Source organism: Kaistia soli DSM 19436 (genome assembly GCF_900129325.1).
In the GTDB taxonomy this organism is placed as follows: Bacteria; Pseudomonadota; Alphaproteobacteria; order Rhizobiales; family Kaistiaceae; genus Kaistia; species Kaistia soli.
In genome coordinates this window covers 235,256-255,932 of record NZ_FQUP01000003.1, presented here as the reverse complement: position 1 = coordinate 255,932, position 20,677 = coordinate 235,256, and the positions used below count along the sequence as shown (strand labels likewise).

The window sequence follows — 20,677 nt, the reverse complement described above, 5'->3', positions numbered from 1 at the left end:
CAACTGCCTAATATGCAGACCGGGCCAATACTGTGTCCAAGTTATAGGCAGCGGCTGCTCATTCTTGTGATGACCGGTGCAATCCTGCGGCAGCGCGCGAAAAACCATGGCAAATCGCCTCAACCTGCACCGTCGGAGAGATATTCGATCTCGAAGAAGGCCCCGCCTGGCGCGCGGCAATAAATCGACCGTCCACCGGGAAAATCGATCGCACGGCCGAGCATGCTGGCTCCTTGCCGGACGGCGAGGGCGACGGTTTGGTCGAAGTCATCGACATGAAAAGCCACGTGGCCGGCCCCCGGTCGCCAAGGCAGCGCGTCAGCCTCTGGCCGCGGCGCGGCGTCGGAGTGGAACGCGATCAGTTCGAGGATGAGCGGATAGGCATCGGAACGCATCTGAGTGAAATCGCAGGAAAGGCCTTGTTGTCCCGTCAGCGCGACGATGTCGTCGCGCATGCCGCGTTCGATGAAGATCGGCTCGAAACCGAACACCTCGCCAAAGAAGGCGATCGCCGGGTCGATTTCGGAAACCGTGAGCGAGGCATGGTGCCATCTGATCATGCCCGTCATCGGCCGACCTTCCGTTCGATGAAGCCGACCGCCTCATAGGCGGCGACCGAGATGAGGATGGAGATGAGCGCGCCGGCCCAGATCATGTCGTAGTCGAGCCCGCCGCGGGAGATATTGAGTAAGTTGCCGAGGCCAACTCCCGAAAGCAGCCATTCTGCCACCATCACGCCCAGCAGCGCTTGCGGCGCGACGAGCCTCGCCGCCGCGAAGAGGTGGCCGATCGAATAGGGAATGGCGATGTGAACCAGCTGCTTCCATCGGCCGCCGCCGTAGGCGCTGACGAGATCACTCGCCGCGCGGGGCACGGTCGTGAAGCCTTGATGCAGCAGCACATAGGCCGGAAAGAACACCACGAGCATGGCCATGAACACCGAAGCTGTCACGTCTCGGCCGAAGACCAGCACAACGAAAGGCACGACCGCGACCAGTGGCATGTTCTGCGCCACGAGAGCGATGGGTAGCAGCGCCCGCGCGACGGCTGGCGCGAGCAGCGAGAGCGCGGCCAGCACGAAAGCGAAGGCAAGGCCCGCGAGCAGCCCGAGAAGGGCGATGGGCAGCGTCTGGCCGAGCGCCGTCAGCAGCGCGGCGCGGGCACCAGCCGCCTGCCGCCCTTCGATGAGGAACATAAGGGTGCGGCCAGGACCGGGCGCTATGATTGGACTGACATGGGAAAGGGTGACGGCCAGCCACCAGATGACGAAAGGCAAGGCGACGGAAACGCCCGCGAGCGTGACCCTCTGCCAGTTCCAGCCGCCATTGGAGCGTGCGGCCGTCTGCACGGCGGCGAGCGTCACGGCGGTGCTCGACGCGGAGAGGCGGCGGGCGGGCAGCAGGAACAGCGCGTAGCCGGCCAATGCAATGGCGCTCGATGCGAGGCCGATGCCCCAGAGACGCGCCGGATTGCCTTGGGGCAAGGCTGACAGGAGGAAGGCGCCGAAGCCCCAGCGCGTGCCGGAACCGAACTCGCCGAGCACCGCGCCGAGCACCGCAAGCGGGGCCGCGACGCGGAAACCGGCGAAGAGGTCGGGCAGGGCACCACGAAGCCGCACATACCGCATCAGCTTCCCCTCGCCGCCGCCATAGGCTGCCACGAGATCTGCGATGCGCGGATCGACTGCGCGAAGGCCCAGCAGCGTTGCCGACATCGCCGGGAAGTAGACCATCAGTGCCGCCAGCACCGTCTGGGGCCAATCGCCTTTCAGGAAGAGCACGAGCAGCGGGCCGATGACGATCGCCGGCATGGCGAAGAGGGCAATGTTGATACCGCGAAAGGCGAGTTCCAATCCTGGCGACAGGCAGAACAACAGCGCGGCCACGACCGCGACCGTGACACCGATCGCGAATCCGATGGCCGATGTCTGGATCGTGGCGCTGCCATGTAGCCAGTAGAGTTCACGGTCAGCGAAAGCCTGCATGAGAATGCGGGACGGCGCTGGCACCATCGCAACGCCCCACGACGTCGTTGCGCCGATGAACTCCCAGACAGCAAAGAATATGAGCGTTCCAAACAGGATACGCGCATTCTCTCGCGTGGAGGGCGCGATCATTGCGACCCGTCCTCGCCATGGAGACTCTCCGTCAGCCGATCGCAGAGCGCATGAAAATCGGGACTGCTGAAGAGGCTCGGCAGGCGTGGTCTCGCGAAGGGCACTGTGATGATTTCGGCGATGCGGCCGGGCTTCGCATGCATCACCACGACCGTGTCAGCGAGGAAAACAGCCTCGTCGATGCCATGGGTGACCAGCAAAGTCGTTGTCTGCCGCGCTGCCCAGATGCGCTGCAATTCCACGTTCATTGCGCGGCGGAGGATCTGATCGAGCGCGCCGAACGGCTCGTCCAGTAGCAGCACCGACGGGTCGGTCACCAGCGAGCGGGCGATCGCGACGCGCTGGCGCATGCCGCCGGAAAGCTGGCCGGGCAGTGCCTGCTCGTAGCCCTTGAGACCGACGAGTTCGATCAACGACTGGACGGTCGCCTGATGCCGTTTCACCGGGCGGCCGAGAATCTGCAGCGGAAAGGCGACGTTGTCGGCAACGCTGCGCCATGGAAGCAATGCCGGATCCTGGAAGGCGATACCAAGCTCGCCTTCCTTGCGGAACTGCTCGGGATGCTTGCTGCGCACGAGTACGGCGCCTCCTTCGTCCGGCTGCTCAAGGCCCGCAATCATCCGCAGCAATGTGGACTTGCCGCAGCCGGAGGGCCCGATCAGCGCGACGAAGGCGCCGCGTGGGATTTTCAAGGAAATCGGATCGAGCGCCCGCACCGGTCCGCGCGCCGTCTGAAACGTCTTTCCGGCCTGGTCGATGATGACGTCGACTGGGCCGACTGTTTCGGGCACATGCGGAGACGTCAGGCTTTCCGGCGCGGGCAGGGCGTTCATGACTGGCGTGCGATGTCCTTCTTCAGAGGGCCTTCAAAAAGGCGCTGGCTGCGGCGCCATGTTCGTGCCGCAGCCTTGCAAGATCGACACCGACAGGGGCGCTATCGATCACGCGCCACGCGCCGCCGACCATGACACGATCCGCCGTGTGCGCACCGCACAGAACCAGTGCGGCAATCGGGTCGCCAGCGCCGGAAAAGCGCAATTCGTTGAGCGTGAACAGCGCCAGATCAGCCTCCATGCCGACCGCGATCCGCCCGATATCGGACCGCCCGATACAGGCGGCGGAGCCTTCGGTGGCCCAGCGCAGCGCGTCGAGATGGGTGACCGCCGCCGCATCGTAGCGCAGCCTCCCGATCATCAGAGCATGGCGCACGGCCTCCATCATATTGGACGAGTCGTTCGACGCGGAGCCATCGACACCGAGCCCGACGATGGCGCCGGCCGCCTCCAGCTCCTTGGTGCGGCAGATGCCCGAGGCGAGCACCATGTTGGAAGTCGGGCAATGGCAAACGCCCACGCGGTGGCGGCCGAGCCGGGCAACCTCCGCATCGTCGAAATGAATGCCGTGCGCGAGCCAGACGCGGTCGTTCAGCCAACCGACCTCCTCCAGATAATCGAGTGGCCGCATGCCGAAGCGCGACAGGCAGAAATCGTTCTCGTCCTCGGTTTCGCCGAGATGGGTGTGCAGCCGGCAATCGTGCTTTTCAGCTAGTTCCGCCGCTGCGCACATCATCTCGCGCGTCACGTTGAACGGCGCGCAGGGCGCAAGCGCCACCGTCGAATAGGCACCAGGACGGCGATCGTGATAGCGGCCGAGCACGCGCTCACAGTCGGCGAGCACGACGTCGTCATCCTGCATCAGCCGCTCGTCCGCGATGCCGCCCTTGGTCATGCCGAGATTGATGACGCCGCGCGTCAGGGCAACGCGCATGCCAAGCTTTGCGGCCTCCTCAACTTCGATATCGACGGCGTCGGGCATGTCGGCCGGGAACACGAAGAGATGGTCTGACGCCGTCGTGCAGCCGGACAGCAGCAGTTCGGTCAGCGCCAGGCGCGTGGCAAGGCGAAAGCTGTCGCGGTCGAGATGATCGCCCCAGAGCGGATAGAGCGCCTTCAGCCAGGGAAACAGTTCCTTGTTGATCGCGGCCGGATGGGCGCGCGTCAGCGTCTGGAAGAAATGATGATGCGTGTTGACGAGGCCGGGCAGCACGACATGGCGGCTCGCATCGAACGCTGCGTCATGCTGCGGGTCGGGATCGTCGCGCCCGACCAGCGCCACGATGCGGCTGCCCTCGACGACGATTCCGCGCTCGGCGCCCTCTGCAAGGATGGCGATCGGATCACGGAGCCATGTGCGCATCAGAAATGCTTCCCTAGGAAAATGAAGAGGGAGGAAGGGCTCACCGTACCGCCCCCGCGTCCCAGCCGAGCACCGCCTTCACCTCCAAAAACTCGCGCATGCCGTGATCGCCGAGTTCGCGGCCATTGCCGGATTGCTTGTAGCCGCCGAACGGCGCCTCGAAGTCGAACCAGGGATTGTTGATGAAGACGCGGCCGGCGCGGATGCGGCGGGCGGTGGCGCGGGCATGGTCAGCGTCGCGTGAATAGACATAGCCGGCGAGGCCATAGACGCTGTCATTGGCGATCCGCACCGCCTCTTCCTCGTTGCGATAGGTGAGGATCGAAAGAACCGGACCGAAGATCTCCTGCCGCGCGATGGTCATGTCGGGTGTCACATCCGCGAAAATGCTGGGACGCACGAAATAGCCGCGGTTGAGGTCCTGCGGCCGTCCGGGACCGCCCTCGACGAGGCGCGCCCCTTCGGCGATTCCGGTCTCGATCATGCCTTGGACCTTGGCGAACTGAGCGCTGCCGGCCACCGGGCCCATGCTCGTCTCGGCCGATGTCGGATCGCCGACGACCATCGACGCCGTCACGGCGCGGGCGCGATCGATGACCTCGTCGAGCTGGGACGCGTGCACCAGCATACGCGTCGGCGCGATGCAGGACTGGCCGGAATTGATGAAGCAGCGCTTGACGCCATCGGTCACGGCGAGATCGAGATCGGCGTCCGGCAGCACGATATTGGCAGATTTGCCGCCGAGTTCCTGGTGCACACGCTTTACGGTGTCGGCGGCCGCCTTGGCGACCGCAATGCCCGCGCGGGTCGAACCCGTGAAGGAGACCATGTCGATGTCGGGATGGGCAGCGATCGCCGCGCCGACGACCGGTCCGGTCCCATTGACGAGGTTGAAGACACCGGCCGGCACGCCCGCCTCATGCATGACCTCGGCGAGGATCAGCGCCGATAGCGGCGACAGTTCCGACGGCTTGAGCACCACGGTGCATCCTGCGGCGAGCGCCGGCGCTAGCTTGGTGACGATCTGGTTGAGCGGCCAGTTCCAGGGCGTGATGAGGCCGCAGACGCCGATCGGCTCATGCGTGATCAGCGATTGCCCATGCGGCACGTCGAAGGCGAAATTGCGCAGAACTTCGGCGGCGCTTTCGAAATAGACGATGCTCGACGCCGTCTGCAGCTCCCAGGAAAGCCATTTCGGCGACCCCATTTCGGCCGTCACGGCGGCAGCGAGATCCTCCCGCCGCGCCTTGAAGACCTCGACGATGCGCGCGAAGAGTGCCAGCCGCTCCGCAACGCTGGTCGCCGCAAAGGCCGGAAACGCGTCGCGGGCGCTCTGGACCGCGCGGTCGACGTCGGCGGCGTTGCCGAGGCTGATCGTGGCGATCGCCTCCTCGGTTGCCGGATTGATCACCGGCGCGCGGGTGCCTGAAAGCGGTTCAACGAAGGCGCCGCCGATATAGAAACTCGTTGTCGCGGCCACGGCCTTTTCTCTCTTCATACGTCCGACAGCTGCGCCTCGACGCGCCGGATGGCGGCGTCCTGGTGCGGCTGCAGGTCTTGGCCGGTCATTCCGGCGATGATCGGCTCGAACGGATCCTCGACGCTTCCCTTGAGGCCGGACAGCGCCTCGATGATGGCAAGGCCGAGGAACGGCACCGAGGGCCGGTGATAGCCGCCCTCGTGGTTCAGCAAAAGACGTCCGTCGCAGCAATCGGCGGCGACGTTCATGACGCGCTTTGTCATGGCGGCGAAGGCGCTGCCGCCGAGCATCATGCGTGCCTGCGGATCATAGGCGCCGGCGTCGAGGCCAGAGGCGATGATGATCATCTCCGGCGAAAAAGCACGGAGGGCCGGCAGGATGACGCGATCCATGGCAGCAAGGTATGCGCCGCTGCCGCAGCCGGGCGGCAGCGGAACGTTGACATTATAGCCGGCACCGGGGCCGCCGCCTATCGCATCGATCAGCCCTGATTGGGGCGGATAGCAGTTGTCCTGGTGGATCGAGATCGTCAGGACGCTCGGATCGGTCCAGAAGATCCGTTCCGCGCCATTGCCGTGATGGACATCCCAATCAAGGATCGCGACACGCTGGAGACCATGCACCAGTTGCGCGTGGCGGGCGGCCAGGGCGCCGTGGTTGAAGATGCAGAAACCGAAGCCACGGGCCGCTTCTGCATGATGGCCGGGCGGACGGAGCAGGGCGTACGCATTGGCGACGCGGCCCTCCATGATCGCGTCGACCGCTTCGAGAACGCCGCCTGCTGCCAGCGCCGCGATCTCGTAGCCGCCAGGGCCGAACGGCGTCACGCCGACCGGATCGCCGAGCGCGGCGTCGCCGCCATCCGCATCGCTCATCGCCTTCAACCGGGCAATGTAATCGACGTGATGAACGCGGCCGAGCTCTTCCTCGCGCGCAGGCCGGGGCTTGATGAGAAGGAGTTGCTCGGTCAGTCCTGCAACATCGAGCAGGTTCTTGATCCGTCGCTTGCCAGCCGCGCTTTCCGATGGCTCGTCGGGCTCGATCACGCCGCGGCCGGATTGCATGAATCCCGCCAGTGCATGCGTGTCGTGCCACATCAGCAATTCATGCCAGACGAGGCCGGTCGGTTTCGTCATGCCGTGACACCGAACTCTTTCGCGGTGGCATCCAGCGCCTCACGGGCGATGTCGAAGATCGTGTCGAATTGTTCGATCGTCGTGACCAGAGGCGGCATTAGGCTCATCGTGTCGCCATTGGCGCGGAAGGCGAGGCCGCGCTTCAGGCCCTCGGCGGCGCAATAGTCGCCAATATGGGCCTCGTAGGGAAACGCCTCGCGCGTTGCCTTGTCCTGCACGATCTCCAGCCCGCCCATCAGCCCGACCGAGCGCACGTCGCCGATCAACGGATGATCGATGAATGAGTCGAGCTTAGCCTTGAAATAAGGGGCCAGCGTCGCGCCGGCGTTCTCGACCAACTTCTCCTCGTCGAGGATGCGGATGTTTTCGAGTGCCACGGCGCAGCAGGTCGGATGACCGGAATAGGTGTAGCCGTGAGCCCATTCGCCGCCCTTGTCGATCAGCAGATCGGCAATACGGTCGGAGATGACCGTCGCGGAGAGCGGCAGGTAGCCGGAGGTGATCGCCTTGCCAAGCTGCAGGATGTCCGGCTCGATGCCGTAGCGGCGATGGCCGAACCAGTGGCCGGTGCGCCCGAAGCCCATCACGACCTCGTCGAGGATGAGCAGAACGTCATATTTCCTGCAAATGCGCTGGATCTCGGGCCAGTAGGTCTCGGGCGGACAGAGCGCGCCGCCGGCGCTCTGTGCGGGCTCGGCGATGAAGGCCGCGACATTGTCCGGCCCAAGCTCGAGGATCTTGTCCTCGAGCCAGCTCGCGGCAAGCACGCCGAACTCAGCCGGGTCCATGCCGAAGCCGTTGCGATACTGATAGGCCGTCTTGATATGGGTGACGCTCGGCATCGGGATGTCGCCGCCGGCGCTGTGCATCGGCGGGATGCCGGAGAGGCTGGCCGCCATGTGCGTCGAGCCGTGATAGGCAAGCTCACGCCCGATGATCATCCGCTTCTGCGGCCGTCCGGCAAGGTCCCAATAGTGCCGCACCAGACGAATGGCGGTCTCGTTGGCCTCAGAGCCGGACGACTGAAAGAAGACGTGGTTGAGGCTGTCGGGCAGCATCGATGTCAGCTTCTCGGCAAGCATGACCGCCGAGCGATGCGTCGTCTTGAAGAAGGACTGGCAATAGGAAAGCTCAAGCATCTGCGAAGCCGCGGCCTCGACCAGCTCGCGCCGCCCATAGCCGATATTCACATTGCCGAGCCCGGAAAGGCCGTCGATGATGCGCGTCCCTTCGGTATCCCAGACATAGATGCCCTCGCCGCGCACGGCGACGCGGGCTCCGCCCTGGCGCAGGCTCGCATGGTCCGTGAAGGGATGCAGATAATGGGCGCGGTCCAGCACCTGCCAGCCCTGCGTGTCCATTTCCCGATAGGCCATGTTCGTCTGCTCCTCGCATCTTCAGGAGGGCATTAGGAGGCATGCGCCTTCAAGACGACAGTGCTGTGCTGGCGCAAAAGCATGGTGCTGCGTGCGCTCGTTCCTTCAATGTGACGAGGCCGATCTGAACGCACCCGGAGCGACGCCGAACTGGCGTCGGAAAGCGCGGCTGAAATGCGAGAAATCCTTGAAACCGCGGCGGAGGGCTATGCTGTTGATCGGAAGCCCGCGCATCAGCGGATCCGCCAGTTCGCGGCGGATGCGGTCGAGCCGCTGCGCCTGGACGAAGCGGGCGACCTGCTGCTCTTCACCCTCAAATAGTTCATAGAGGCGGCGCAGCGAAATGCCATGCGCCGCTGCGATGCCGCGCGGCGAGAGTTCGGCGTCGTCGAGATGGGCAAGAATATAGGCCTTGATGCGATCGAGCTGCGAAACACGGGAGAACGAGACGGTTTCACCGCTCCCCACATCCATCAAAGCGGTCGCTGTCAGTTCGAGCACATGCTGCTCCAGCCGACTCGAAAGCGCGGCCGGGATGTCGTTGGGCCGCTCGCACAGTCCACTGGCCAAATCGTAGATGAACCGGCCCGGAATACGGTCGGCTGCGAGATGCAGCGCTACCAGACGGTCGACAGAGGGTACGCGCTCCCTGAGAGCCGCACGCGGCACCTTCAGCGAAACCTGCCGATAGGGGCCGCGAAAGCGCATCTGGTAGGGCCGACGGCTGTCATAGAGGACCATCGATCGTGGGCCCGTTACGATGTCACGCCCATCCTGCGAGAATGCGCATTCACCGTCGATTTGGATCGTCAGCTCGTACCAGCGATCATCGCCGCAATGGATATCCCGCTCGCTGCGCACGACATCGAGACTGGTCGAGACGATGTCGGCGATCGTCACTTCGCCGAGGCTCAACCAGGCGACATGGCCATAGAAGCCCTCAAACCCGTCCCGCCGCAGTTGTGTCGGCGGAAACAAGCTGTTCGTCGCCTCGCGCCAATAGTCGAGCCGCTCGGCAGCCGGAACCGCATCCGTCGAGAGATCCCGCCAGCCGAAGCCCGAAACGGTCATCGCATGCTCCATCGCTCAGGTGGCGAGAATATCCGCGCCTTCGAAAAGGTCTTCCGGCTTGAAGGCCGTCGAAATCAGGCCGTCCTCGGTGAGGTAGCGGATGATGACCTCCAGCATGGCACGGTTCTTGGCAAACCCAACCGGCCAATAATCTTTCCCGAGCTCACGCTCGGCCTCAAGCAGCGATTCAAGCGCCCAGGGCAACATGGTCGAAAGCGCCACCTGGTCGAAGAGCTTCGCCCGCGCCACTGTCTGTGCCTCGGCGAAAGCGTCGAACAGCGCCTTTGTCAGGCCAGGATTTGCTTCGGCGATCGGCCGCTTGACCGCGAGGATATGCATCGGCGGGAAGATGCCGGTCTTGCGGAAATAGTCGAGCTCAGCGGTTTTGGCATCCTCGAACAGCCGGCCAACGGTCTCGGATGGCCAGGTGCTTGGCGCGCGAGCCGTATAAAGCGCGTCGATCTCGCCGCTCGCCAGCATCTGCGCCAAAGATCTGTCGGTGCGCTCCACCTTGAATTTGTCAGGATAGACCTGCGGATGTTCATCGCCCGTCCGGGGCGCTTCGAGCCCCCCGGTGACGTAAATCGGCGCCGTCCGGTCGAGGCCGTAGTGCTCCTCGAAGAAGCCGCGTTGCCAGACGGCTGCGGCCATGTCGAACACCATGAGCCCGATCCGCTTTCCTGCCATGTCAGCCGGCGTCCGGATGCCGCTCGCCTTGTTGATGAAGACGCTGGAAAAGCGGAAATGGCGCGAGGGAAAGATCGGCACGGCGAGATAGGGCCGGTCTGGCCGCTCCAGCGTGCGCAGATAGGTCGCGAGGGGAAATTCGCAGGCGTCGAAATGGTGCGAGCCGAGCTGCTTGTTGAACAGCGCCTGCACGCCCATCAGTGTCACATCCGGCTCGACGCCGGCAATCTTGACCTCGCCGTTGGCGATCGGCCGGGTGCGGTCGCTGTCGCTGGCGCCGATGGTCAGTTTCAGAAGCGTCATTCTCACTTTTCCTTCTGGTCGCGCAGCCGCGCGACAAGCACGTCAAGAAGTTCGGGGAGGGCAAGCGGCGTAGCGTTGGCGCCGCCGCGGGCATAGATGCCGGTCGCCTGGATCGTGTCGATGCCGAGCCGCGCGGCGAGGCGGTCGATCGCATCCTTGCACTGGTCGAGCGTCGGCAGGCAGACGATGGCGGCGTCGGGGCCAAGGTAGTCATTGGCACCAACAAGGTCCACGCGGCCGGAACCGACCTTGCGGGTGGCGGGAACGTTGTTCGCCGCGCGCTCGGCTTTGCCGATGACGAAGCTGCGATGGGTCAGGCCGGGCGCCACCCAGGAGACGATGTCGTCATAGCGATGCCCGATCCGGCCGACGACGGCGGCGACCGCCTCGGCCATGGCGTTGTGCATCAGCGCATAGTGACGCCGCTCCTCGTCGCCCCATTTCCAGCGTGTCTTAGAAACGGCAATGGCTGTCGAGTCGCTGCGCCAGGGCGACACCGCATTGCCGCGCTTCTCGAACAGGCCCGGGTCGTCATAGGCCGTGGCCGGCGAGGCGCCGCCCGGATAGTCGATGATATGTTCATAGGGCACGACGCCCATCGGCTCGGAGATCACCATGCGGTGCACAAGCGTGCCGGCATCGTCCATCAGCGGCGAGAGATTGAGTACGTCCTGTGAGAATTCCGGCTCGAGCCGGGCCTGCAATTCCTGCGGCAGGTCGAGCTGCGCGGTCGGCCGGAAGCCGGTGTCGGCAAGGCGCTGATTGATCGCTTTATGTTCAGATGAAAAGGGATAGGGCTTTGTCTTCGTGCAGGGCATGAAGAGCAAAACCTTGCGCTTCGCGGCTGGCAGCTTCGGTTCGTAGTCGTTGCGGATGAAATCGAGCCACGCCGCAATGCGCGGATGTGTGAGGCTGTCGACATTGTCCTGCGGGCTGTAGAGGCAAAGCGTCGGATCGAGGACGAACGGGCTTTCGATCTTGTCCGCGGATTCGGTGATGCGCTGGGCGCGATCGGTGACAGTGACCATTTCGCTTTGTTCGTCCTTTCAGGCAACTCGCGAGGCGCGGGCGGCGCGGCGCGCTTCGAAGGCGGAAATGTCGAGCTCGACCTCGTCATAGCGGTCAAGACCGGCAATGAAGGCCTCGGCGTCGTCGCGAAAAAGCTGGCGTGTGATGCCAAGGGCGATGCGCTCGGTTGAGAATTTGAGCTGGGAGATGCCGGCGGTGGCACCAAGGCTCATCATGGCCCCGAAGGAATGGCAGTAGAGCCGCGACAGATAGGGCGCCGCGCCGGATGCCTTCTCCGTGAACTGGAAGTCACCCGACAGGTAAGGATAGGCGCCGAGCATCGAGCTCTCCGCGCCTTTGGGAGGCGTATAGCGATCAGACCAGACAGCGATCTTGTGCGCAAAGCGGGCCAGTTCCGGCCTCAACGCCAGATCGACGACGAAACCCGTACCCACGATCAGGAAATCATAGTCAAACACGCCCCCAGGCGTGCCGAGCCGCACATGTCCATCCTCGAAGGTGACGCTTTCAATCGGACTGCCGAGATGGAGATCGAAAGCGTCGAAGCGCGCACAGCGCTCAAACGTATCCTGGGGCGGCGGCTGGTTGAGCGCGAAGAACCGCCGCATGAAACGCCACTTCGCCTCGTCGTCGAGATCGGCGAAATGGCGAATATACCCCGCATTCTCGATATAGCGGTTTGGATTGACCTTCGGCAGCGAACGCCGCCGCGCAAAAACGTCGACCGCGCTCGCGCCGGCTTCCAGCGCCATCGCCGCATTGTCGAAGGCCGAGGCCCCGGCGCCTATGACGCCGACGCGCTTGCCGTTCAGGGCGGCGAAATCGATCGGCTCGGCCGTGTGCGCATATCGCTCTCTGGGCAGGGCCTGCTTGACGACAGTGGGCACCTGCCATTTACCCGCGCCCTCGATGCCCGTCGCAAGCACGACGTGGCGCGCCAGCAGCCGTTCCGCCTTGCCGGCGATTATTGCGCGGACGTCGAAGAGATCGTCGGCAAGCGGCTCGATGTCGATCACGGCCGCGTCGTTGGTGACGTCGATGCCGACGGTCGACTGCAGCCAGCCGAGATAGTCATGCCAGTCGGCGCGCGGGATCTTGTTGACGCCGGCCCAGGCCGCGGCACCGAACTTCGCTTCGTACCATGCGCGGATCGAGAGACCCGGCAGTCCAAGTTCCGGCCCTGACACATGCTTCGGCGTCCGCAGTGTCTGCATGCGAGCATAGGTGATCCAAGGCCCCGACTGACCGCTCGGGCTTCGGTCAAGCACGCGGACATTGGTGACGCGCTCCCGCAGCAGGCGGAAGGCGAGGGCAAGGCCGTTCTGGCCGCCACCGACGATGAGGACGTCGAGCACCGGCTTGCCGTCGTGCTGGCGGGGCACGACCCACTCGCGCGCCGGATAGGCAACGCAGTCTAGTTCGAAGCGAACGCGCTTCGCCAACTCGTCGAGGCTGCTCATCGTCATGCGACGCACTCCATACCGGTCCGCGCCATCAGGCTTTCGCCAGGCGGACATACGCGCGGCGCAAAGCACCGGACTTCTGTTCGGGAATGTCCAATCCGGTCTTCCGGTCGATTGGACGGCAATCTTCCAAGCAATCCGCATACCAACCGAAGCTGGCGGTCTACCGAAGAGCGGCGCCGGCGACATGCCGAAACGCTATGCAGACGCTGCTCATTGAGCAATCGGCACCTCTTCAATGAGCGTTTTTCGAGACCTTCTCTTCCGTGACATGGCGGCGAAATGAGGCGGCGAGTCGTTCGTGATCCAGGCCGCGTGCGATCACCGCCAATGCGGTCTGAGGCGCGCCGCCATTCGCCGGCATATGCTCGGGCTTGTGCACCACATGGCGCACTGACTGGACGACGACGGCGACGGGTCCGTCATCCATCTCGATGCCCACCGATCCCTTTATGCGGAGGATGGCGTCGCCGTGGCGATGCAGAAGAAGCGACAGCCAGGCAGCGAGGCGCGCCCAGGCCACAGGAGCCTCCGCAGTGAGCACCGAGGCCACGATGCGGTTGTGACCGGGCGTCGTCGGTGCGGCCATGAACGAGCGGATGGCGCGGGCGGGCAGGGCTTGATCGGCAAGAAGGGACCGATCGAACGGATCGAGACCGCCTGCCGCAAATGTCCGGGCAATCGGGTTGACGGCTCCGATACGGTCGGCCAGTTGCTCCGCCGTGCCGGCTTCGGCGAGGTCTGCCTTCGTCAGCAGGATGATATCGGCGGCGATGAGCTGGGACATCGCTTCGGCGGATTCGTCGAGTGTCACCGAGCCGTGGCAGAGATCGACCAGGGTGACGACCCGTCCAAGACGAACGCGCGCCTTCAGGATGGGGTCAGTCGAGAGCGTCGCGATCAAGGATGTTGGATCGGCTATTCCCGACGTCTCGATCAGGATGCGGCGGAACGGCGGAACGGTTCCGTTCGCCTTGCTCTCGATCAGCGCGACGATCGCGGCGCGAAGATTGCCGTCGGTAACGCAGCAGAGGCAGCGGTCGCCGACAACCGAGGCGGCCGCGCCGGACAGATTGATCAGTTCGCGATCAACCGGCAGATCGGCCATTTCGTTGACGAGGATCGCTGTTTCCGTGAGAGCGCCGCCGTCGACCAAGCGCCGGATCAAGCTTGTCTTGCCGCTGCCGAGAAAGCCGGTGAGGATATCGACATCGATCGGCTCATTCATCGTGGCGGCTCGCGAGCGGATCAGGCCTTGCGCGACCGAGCCGGTCTATTGCCCGCCACAGCGCCGCGAGATCAGGCACGATCTCGGTGCGTCCGGTCGGACCGATGACGCGGAATCCTTGACCCCAGGCGGCGATACGGACCCCCGATTCTGCTGCGATGTCTGCGGCAGCGGCGGCAAGGCGCGCACGTCCGAGTCCGGGACGGGCAGCCGCTGTCGGCGCTGCCGCCCAGTGCATTTCGGTGAAAGTTCCGCAAAGGCCGCACATCGGAGGACTCAATCCTCGCAGACTATGGCAAACCCTCGAACGGGTTGCCGGTTGACGCTATCCTGGCTAGCGGACCGTAAAGGAGGCGCATCATGGAACAATTCACCGGCGGCTGCTTGTGCGGCGATGTCCGGTTCGTCGCATCGGGGCGCCCCTACAGGGTCGGCATCTGCCACTGCCTCGACTGCCGCAAGCATCACGGCGCCCTTTTTTATGCCTCGGCGATATTTCCCGGAAATGCCGTGGCGATCGAGGGCGAGACGCGTTCCTATGCCGGACGCTTCTTTTGTCCCCGTTGCGGCTCGTCCGTCTATTCCGTCAGCGACGACGAAATCGAAATCAATCTCGGGTCGCTCGATGCTCCTGACCAGATGCGGCCGACCTATGAGAGTTGGACCATCCGCCGGGAGCACTGGTTGCCGCCATTTCCGCTGGCCCGACGGTATGAGCGTGATCGCGAGACCGGCGGCCGCTTCGAGGATTAGGTCGCATGTCCGCCGCCATTCCGCACGCATGCGACCAGTCTCCTCTGTCCGCCGCTACGGCTTCGGACCGGGCGTGCCCTTCGGATGCCGCTTCAGGAAGTCCTTGGCGATGTCCTCGAAGGTCACAAACTTGACGCCAGGGTGCTTGGCCATATGGCCGAACAGCCGCTCATGCATCATCAGCACTTGCGGCCGGCCGGAGACATCCGGATGGATGGTGATCGTGAACACGGCATAGTCGTATTCGCGATAGACCCAGTCGAACTGGTCGCGCCACAGCTCCTCGATATCGCGCGGATTGACAAAGCCGTGGCTGTTTGGCGCCGCCTTCATGAACATCATCGGCGGCAGGTCATCGATATACCAGGACGCCGGAATCTCGACGAGCGGCGTCTCGGTGCCGCGGTTCATCGGCGTCATCCAGGTCTCTGCCGGCTTGCCATAATCGATCTTCGACCAGCTTTCCCCGGTGCGGGCGTAGTAGGGGAAGAAGTCGTTATGCATCAGCGAGTGATCGTAGATGATGCCGCGTTCGATCAGCATCTCGATCGTGGTGTTCGAGAACTCCCACCACGGCGCGACATAGCCGGAGGGCTTGCGCCCCTGCAGATTCTCGATCAGCGCGATCGACTTGTCGAGGACGGCGGCCTCCTGGTCGCGCGTCATCATCAGCGGGTTCTCATGGCTGTAGCCATGCATGCCGATCTCATGGCCGGCCGCCGCGACAGCCGCCATCTCGTCGGGAAAAGTCTCGATCGAATGGCCAGGGATGAACCAGGTCGTCTTGATGCCGAAGCGATCGAACAGCTTCAAAAGGCGCGGCGTGCCCACTTCTCCGGCAAAAACGCCGCGGGAAATGTCGCACGGGCTATCCTCGCCTCCATAGGAACCCAGCCATCCGGCGACCGCGTCGACGTCGACGCCATAGGCAACGAAGATTTCCTTGGCCATCTTTCCCTCTTTTCAGTGGACTGCTTGAACTAGGCCGAAGCCGCCGTGTCTGATGCAAGGAGCTTGCCCCAGCCCAGGACGGGCGTCGACATTCCGGCAAGCCGGCAGGCCTCCCAGAATGTCACGGCGATCGAATCGACGATCGGGATGCCGAGTTCGGCCTCCATCTCCTGGACGAGTTCGGTGGCGTTGAAGTTGGTGCAGACAACCGCGATGCAGTCGGGTTTGCTCGTTGCAGCGGACCGCAGCACCTTGCGGATGTCGTCCGCGGGCGACGCGCCGATATCGATATTCTCGCGGATGCCGAGCGACGCGGCTCCGACCACAGGGAAGCCCTGGCGCGTATATTCCTTGGCGATGTCCTCTGTGATGTCCTCGGTATAGGGGACGGCGAGCGCGACGGTTTTCCAGCCGAATGTCCGGAAGGCGCGGTAGAAGGCGAGGGTCGAGGTCGAAGCGGGAAGTCCGGTCTCGCGCGTGATCGCCTCGCAGAGCGCGACGTCGTTTTCGAGCCCGCGCCAGCTTGCCGACGTGCCGTTCCAGACGATGCCCTGAAGCGGCGCATCCGCGAGGAGCCGGGCGCCGGCCAGCATCGTCTCCAGGCGGAATTGTGCGTCGGAGGCGGCCTCCAGCGCCAGATGCTTGACGCGGATGCGCGAAAAGTGATGCGCGAGCCGTCCGTCGAGCGATCGGTTCATCGCATAGGTCAGCGGCTCCAGTTGCGTGTTGGAGGAGGGGGTGATGTGGCCGATACGGGCTATGCTCATGAAGATCAGCTCTTTTCGAACGCATGGAAGCCGGCCGAAAGACGGCCGTTAAAGAAGATCAGCGGATCGCCCTCACGCGCCGAAAGCGCGACGACTTCGCCGATCATGATGCGATGATCGCCGCCATCATGGATCGCCCGCGTCTCACATTCGAGATGAACCAGCGCGCCGGGCAGCAGCGGAAGGCCGCGCTCCGAGATCACCATCGGTTCGCCGTCGAAGGCCTCCAGTGTGTGCTTCGAGAAATGTCGCGCCTCATCCATCTGGGTGCTGGAGAGAACGTTGACCGCGAAACGTCCGGCACCCTCGAAAATGGCGCGCGAGCGGGCGTTCTCGCGGATGCTCCACAGCACCAGCGAGGGCTGGAGAGAGACCGATGCGAAAGAGTTGATCGTCATCCCGGCAAAGATGTCGCCGTGATGCGTCGTCACGACCGCAACGCCGGTCGGGAACAAGGCGCAGGCGCGGCGAAAGTCCGTCGGATCGACAGGGTTGGTCATGATCGGTCTTTCCCTTCGACGGACAGGAAACGATTGATGGGAAGCGGCTTGTGGCGCTGGCTGCGCGCAAAGGCGACCACGTGTGGTTCGAGCCGTCCGGCGAGCGTCCGCGCTTCGGTGAGGCTCGGATCGAGCCGGGCAACGGCTTCGCCGACCCGGGCGCGAAGGTCCATCCGGTCGATCCGCGTCGGGCGGCGGTCGCGGATCACGAGGTCTCCGTCGACCATCACGTCGGCAATTGAGCCGGAATCTGCGGCGGTCACGACCTGGTTGAGCGGGTCGATGAGGGGCAGGAAGTCGATATGGCCGAGATCGAAGAAGGCGAGATCGGCTGCCGCCCCCACCTCGATCCTGCCGGCGCGCGGCAGGCCAAGGAGATCGGCGCCGCCTTCGGTCGCGAGGCGAAGGGTCTCGCCAGCGCCAAGCCAATCCTCTCGCGGAGCGTCGAATATGCGCGACGCATAGGAGGCGAGGCGGATCGCCTGTGGCATTGAAAGGGCATCCGAGGAGTTTGCGCCATCGGTCGCGAGTCCGACGCAGATGCCGCGCTCCAGCATCGGCCGCACATGCGCGATGCCAGCGCCGAGGCGGAAGTTGGAGGCCGGAATGTGAGCGATCCTGCAGCGGTGCGCGGCAAGAAGGTCAAGATCGGCAGCGTCGAGCCAGACGGCGTGCGCCGCGATGAAATGCGGGCCGAGCACGCCGCGCTCGGCGAGATAGGCGACGGGCGACTGACCCCAGAGATCGCGCGCCACACTCGCTTGCAGCCGAGACTCAGCGACATGCATATGGACCGGGAGACCATGCTGCTCGGCAAGCTCCCCGTGGCGCAGCAGGAAGTGCTCCGAGCAGTGATGCGGAATCGTCGGCGCCAAAGCCAGCGCTATGCCGGCCGGCAGGTTTGCCCGCTCGGCGATGATGGCCTCGACAGCCTCGATCGTGGCATCTCCGCCGTCCAGTGCGAAACGGCCGACGCTTTCGCGCAGGTCTTGGGGGAGGGAGGCGGCTAGACCGGGAATCGCCGTGAACAGTGTCTTGTCGGCGACCATCGGCGCCAGCACCGCCTTGACGCCGGCGTCCGCATAGGCCCGCGCCACCGCCATGAAGCCCCCGACCGTTGGGCGCGGGAACTCATAGACGAGGTCGAAACAGGCCGTGCAGCCCTTCGAAAGCATGTCGAGCGCGCCGATCAGCGTCGAGAGATAGATCGTCTCGACATCGCGCGCGCCGCCCATCCACGGCCCGTTGGTGAGCGAGGCTTCAAGTGTCCAGCGGTCGGCGACGCCTTTGGCGAGATTGGCATGGCCATGGGTGTGACTGTTGACGAAGCCCGGCAGGATCAAACGCTCGGAAGCGTCATGACGGGCGGCATCGCCGGCGTCGAGGCCGCCGGGCTCTGCGATCGCCGCAAGACGGCCGTTCTCGACAAGCAGGTCGCGTGCGGTTGCCGTTCCTGACGCAAGATCGGCGACGAGCCCGCCCGTGATGACGGTGCGGCTCATGGCACACTCTCCGCGGGATGCGTCGCCATCCAGTGCCGTGCGATCTCCGAGCGGCCGGCGCACCAGACGTCGTCATGGGCAGAGACCAGATCGAGAAAGCGCCTGATCGCCTCAAAGCGCGAAGGTTGGCCCGAAATGCGGCTGTGCAAGCTTACCGTCATCATGCGCGGCCGCCGCGCGCTCTCGGCATGCAGGACGCGAAATGCGCTTGCGAGATGATCGTAGAAGTCCTCGGCCGTCCCGAGTTTGGCCGTGGCAAGCCGGTTGTCGTTATGCGTGAAGGAGTGCGGGACGACGAGATGCGGCGCGTCGCCAACCGCTACCCAATAGGGCAGGTCGTCGGCATAGGAGTCGGAGTCGTACAGAAACCCGCCATGCTCGACCAGCAGCGCCCGTGTCGCCTCGCTGGACGAATAGCGGCTCTGCCACCCCAGCGGCGGCCGGCCGATTGTCTCGACGATGCCAAGATAGGCGGCGGCGATCGCGGCGCGCTCCTCGGCCGCGTCCATGCGGTAGTAGCGGACAAAGCGGTCGCCATGGCAGCAGAGATCCAGCCCGCCATCGCGGATGGCCGCGGCGATCTCGCCGTTGCGGCGTAGCGCGGCCGCGCAGGCATTGATCGTCAGCGGCATGCCACGCTCGGCGAAAAGCTCGGTGAGCCGCCAGAAGCCGACACGTGATCCGTATTCGAACAGCGTCTCTGCTACGAAGTCACGGCGCCCGGCGCTCACTTCACCCGGAATGGCATCGGTCAGTGCGGCCTCGGAGGCCTCGTCGCCATCCGGGATCGATGGCTCCGCGCCTTCTTCGACATTCAGCACGACAACGAGCGCCAGCCGTGCTCCGCCCGGCCAACGTGGGTCCGGCGGTGTCCGACCATAGCCCACGAAGTCGCGGACACCATTGGCGACTGGGGTCATGCCGCAGCCTTGCGCGTCAGGTCACCCAAAGTGTCGGCAAAGGCGATCAGGCGCTTCTCGCTGCGAGGGCCGCCGATCAGCGACAGGCCGACCGGACAACCTTCGAACGTCGTCGCGGGGATTGCGAGTTGCGGTAACCGAGTGAGGCTGGCGACGGCCGTGAGGGCGAGAGTCTTCTCGCGAAAGGCGATCTGAGCCGTGACAGGCGCATCGCGCCGGGGCGGGAGGTCATGCACCGTCGGCAGGACGATGATGCCGTCGTCGCCGAGCAGGGCGACGAGCCGGTCGGTCAAGGCCTCGCGATTCGGTATCGCTTTGGCGACGTCCTCAGCTTTGACCGTCGAGGCGAGCGCGAACCGCTCGGCAACAGCCTGCGACAGCCGTCGTCCGGGCTCGGTCGCGAAGGCGCCGAGCGTTGCATACAGGTCATGCAGTTGCAGCGGGCGGAAGGTTTCCAGCCAGTGCTCGACCCCTTCCTCGTAAAGCGTGATCTCGGTCGAGGCGCCGAGGCTCTTCGCGATCGGCAGCAGCGCAGCGCCGATCCCGTGCTCCGGGATATCGAACGCATCACGGGCGACCATCAGCCGCGGCGCCGCCGCCGGCCCGATCGGACCGAAATAACAGGCACTGACGCGCTTCATCATCGCGATGTTGCGCGTGAGCCATCCGACCGTATCGAAGCTCGGCGCCATTGGCATCACGCCGGCGACCGAGACGCGACCAAAAGTCGTCCGGAGCCCGTAAAGGCCACAGAAACTCGCCGGCGCACGAATCGAGCCGCCGGTATCGGAGCCGAGGGCGAAATCGACGAGGCCCGCCGCGACGGCAGAGGCCGAGCCGCTCGACGACCCGCCCGGCACGCGATCCGGAGCCGCTGGGTTGATCGGGATGCCGAAATGCGGGTTCATCCCGAACATGCCGCAGGCCAGCTCGTCCGTCGCGGTCTTTCCGGCCATGCGCGCGCCGGCCATCAGCGGGACCAGCACCGAAGGCGCGGTTGCTATGGCCGGAGGAGCATCGCGGAGCCGGTCGGGATTGCCCCAGGCCGATCGATAGCCCGCAACGTCGATCAGATCCTTCACCGCGAAGGAGAGCCCCGCCAGCGGTCCCTCTCCGGTCAGCAAAAGGCTGTCACGGCCGTGATCGACAAAGGCGAGGCGTTCGATCGCCTCGCGGGAAGGCCGTTCGGGCACATCCAT

19 protein-coding genes are annotated in these 20,677 nt (G+C 64.7%); 1 reads left to right on the top strand and 18 read right to left on the bottom strand.

Annotated features, from left to right (window positions below):
- Positions 1-119: 119 nt before the first annotated feature.
- The 12 genes from BUB39_RS14715 to BUB39_RS14660 form a co-directional block, all read right to left on the bottom strand.
- Positions 120-569, bottom strand: a complete 450-nt coding sequence (locus tag BUB39_RS14715) for a VOC family protein (protein ID WP_073054691.1) — start codon at positions 567-569, stop codon at positions 120-122.
- Positions 566-2,116: an ABC transporter permease gene (locus BUB39_RS14710; protein WP_073054689.1), complete on the bottom strand. Its 1,551-nt coding sequence runs from the start codon at positions 2,114-2,116 to the stop codon at positions 566-568. Before BUB39_RS14710 ends, BUB39_RS14715 begins: the two co-directional genes overlap by 4 nt.
- Complete coding sequence (locus BUB39_RS14705) at positions 2,113-2,949, bottom strand: ABC transporter ATP-binding protein (RefSeq protein ID WP_139251486.1); 837 nt, start codon at positions 2,947-2,949, stop codon at positions 2,113-2,115. Before BUB39_RS14705 ends, BUB39_RS14710 begins: the two co-directional genes overlap by 4 nt.
- A gap of 22 nt (positions 2,950-2,971) precedes the next feature.
- Positions 2,972-4,312, bottom strand: a complete 1,341-nt coding sequence (locus BUB39_RS14700; protein WP_073054687.1) for an 8-oxoguanine deaminase — start codon at positions 4,310-4,312, stop codon at positions 2,972-2,974.
- Between the two features lie 40 nt (positions 4,313-4,352).
- A complete protein-coding gene (locus tag BUB39_RS14695) occupies positions 4,353-5,792 on the bottom strand; it encodes an aldehyde dehydrogenase family protein (RefSeq protein ID WP_244540260.1) in 1,440 nt (479 codons plus the stop codon).
- A gap of 14 nt (positions 5,793-5,806) precedes the next feature.
- Complete coding sequence (locus BUB39_RS14690) at positions 5,807-6,928, bottom strand: class II histone deacetylase (RefSeq protein WP_073054683.1); 1,122 nt, start codon at positions 6,926-6,928, stop codon at positions 5,807-5,809.
- Positions 6,925-8,304, bottom strand: a complete 1,380-nt coding sequence (locus BUB39_RS14685; protein ID WP_244540259.1) for an aminotransferase — start codon at positions 8,302-8,304, stop codon at positions 6,925-6,927. Before BUB39_RS14685 ends, BUB39_RS14690 begins: the two co-directional genes overlap by 4 nt.
- Positions 8,305-8,409: 105 nt before the next feature.
- A complete protein-coding gene (locus BUB39_RS14680) occupies positions 8,410-9,375 on the bottom strand; it encodes an AraC-like ligand-binding domain-containing protein (protein WP_175561876.1) in 966 nt (321 codons plus the stop codon).
- A gap of 15 nt (positions 9,376-9,390) precedes the next feature.
- Positions 9,391-10,365, bottom strand: a complete 975-nt coding sequence (locus BUB39_RS14675) for a substrate-binding domain-containing protein (protein ID WP_073054679.1) — start codon at positions 10,363-10,365, stop codon at positions 9,391-9,393.
- Between the two features lie 2 nt (positions 10,366-10,367).
- Entirely contained in the window at positions 10,368-11,393 is a 1,026-nt protein-coding gene (locus tag BUB39_RS14670; RefSeq protein WP_073054677.1) for a hypothetical protein, read from the bottom strand.
- Between the two features lie 18 nt (positions 11,394-11,411).
- Positions 11,412-12,860, bottom strand: a complete 1,449-nt coding sequence (locus tag BUB39_RS14665) for an NAD(P)-binding domain-containing protein (RefSeq protein ID WP_210187084.1) — start codon at positions 12,858-12,860, stop codon at positions 11,412-11,414.
- Between the two features lie 232 nt (positions 12,861-13,092).
- A complete protein-coding gene (locus BUB39_RS14660) occupies positions 13,093-14,085 on the bottom strand; it encodes a CobW family GTP-binding protein (RefSeq protein ID WP_073054675.1) in 993 nt (330 codons plus the stop codon).
- Positions 14,086-14,445: 360 nt separating this feature from the next.
- Between BUB39_RS14660 and BUB39_RS14650 the strand changes: the two genes are divergently transcribed.
- Positions 14,446-14,838: a GFA family protein gene (locus tag BUB39_RS14650; protein WP_073054671.1), complete on the top strand. Its 393-nt coding sequence runs from the start codon at positions 14,446-14,448 to the stop codon at positions 14,836-14,838.
- Positions 14,839-14,892: 54 nt separating this feature from the next.
- Here the strand turns inward: BUB39_RS14650 and BUB39_RS14645 are convergent, their stop codons facing one another.
- Genes BUB39_RS14645 through BUB39_RS14620 form a run of 6 tightly spaced genes read right to left on the bottom strand, consistent with a single transcriptional unit; the run spans position 14,893 to position 20,677 of the window.
- Entirely contained in the window at positions 14,893-15,789 is an 897-nt protein-coding gene (locus BUB39_RS14645) for a polysaccharide deacetylase family protein (RefSeq protein ID WP_073054668.1), read from the bottom strand.
- Positions 15,790-15,818: 29 nt separating this feature from the next.
- Positions 15,819-16,556, bottom strand: a complete 738-nt coding sequence (locus BUB39_RS14640) for a maleate cis-trans isomerase family protein (protein ID WP_073054666.1) — start codon at positions 16,554-16,556, stop codon at positions 15,819-15,821.
- 5 nt (positions 16,557-16,561) lie between these two features.
- Positions 16,562-17,056 (bottom strand): flavin reductase family protein, encoded by a 495-nt coding sequence (locus tag BUB39_RS14635; RefSeq protein WP_073054664.1) that lies wholly within the window; start codon positions 17,054-17,056, stop codon positions 16,562-16,564.
- Positions 17,053-18,558: an amidohydrolase family protein gene (locus tag BUB39_RS14630; protein ID WP_073054662.1), complete on the bottom strand. Its 1,506-nt coding sequence runs from the start codon at positions 18,556-18,558 to the stop codon at positions 17,053-17,055. The genes BUB39_RS14635 and BUB39_RS14630 overlap by 4 nt, the downstream gene beginning before the upstream one ends.
- Complete coding sequence (locus BUB39_RS14625; protein WP_073054660.1) at positions 18,555-19,478, bottom strand: polysaccharide deacetylase family protein; 924 nt, start codon at positions 19,476-19,478, stop codon at positions 18,555-18,557. Before BUB39_RS14625 ends, BUB39_RS14630 begins: the two co-directional genes overlap by 4 nt.
- On the bottom strand, positions 19,475-20,677 hold the full coding sequence (locus tag BUB39_RS14620) for an amidase (protein ID WP_073054658.1): 1,203 nt from the start codon (positions 20,675-20,677) through the stop codon (positions 19,475-19,477). Before BUB39_RS14620 ends, BUB39_RS14625 begins: the two co-directional genes overlap by 4 nt.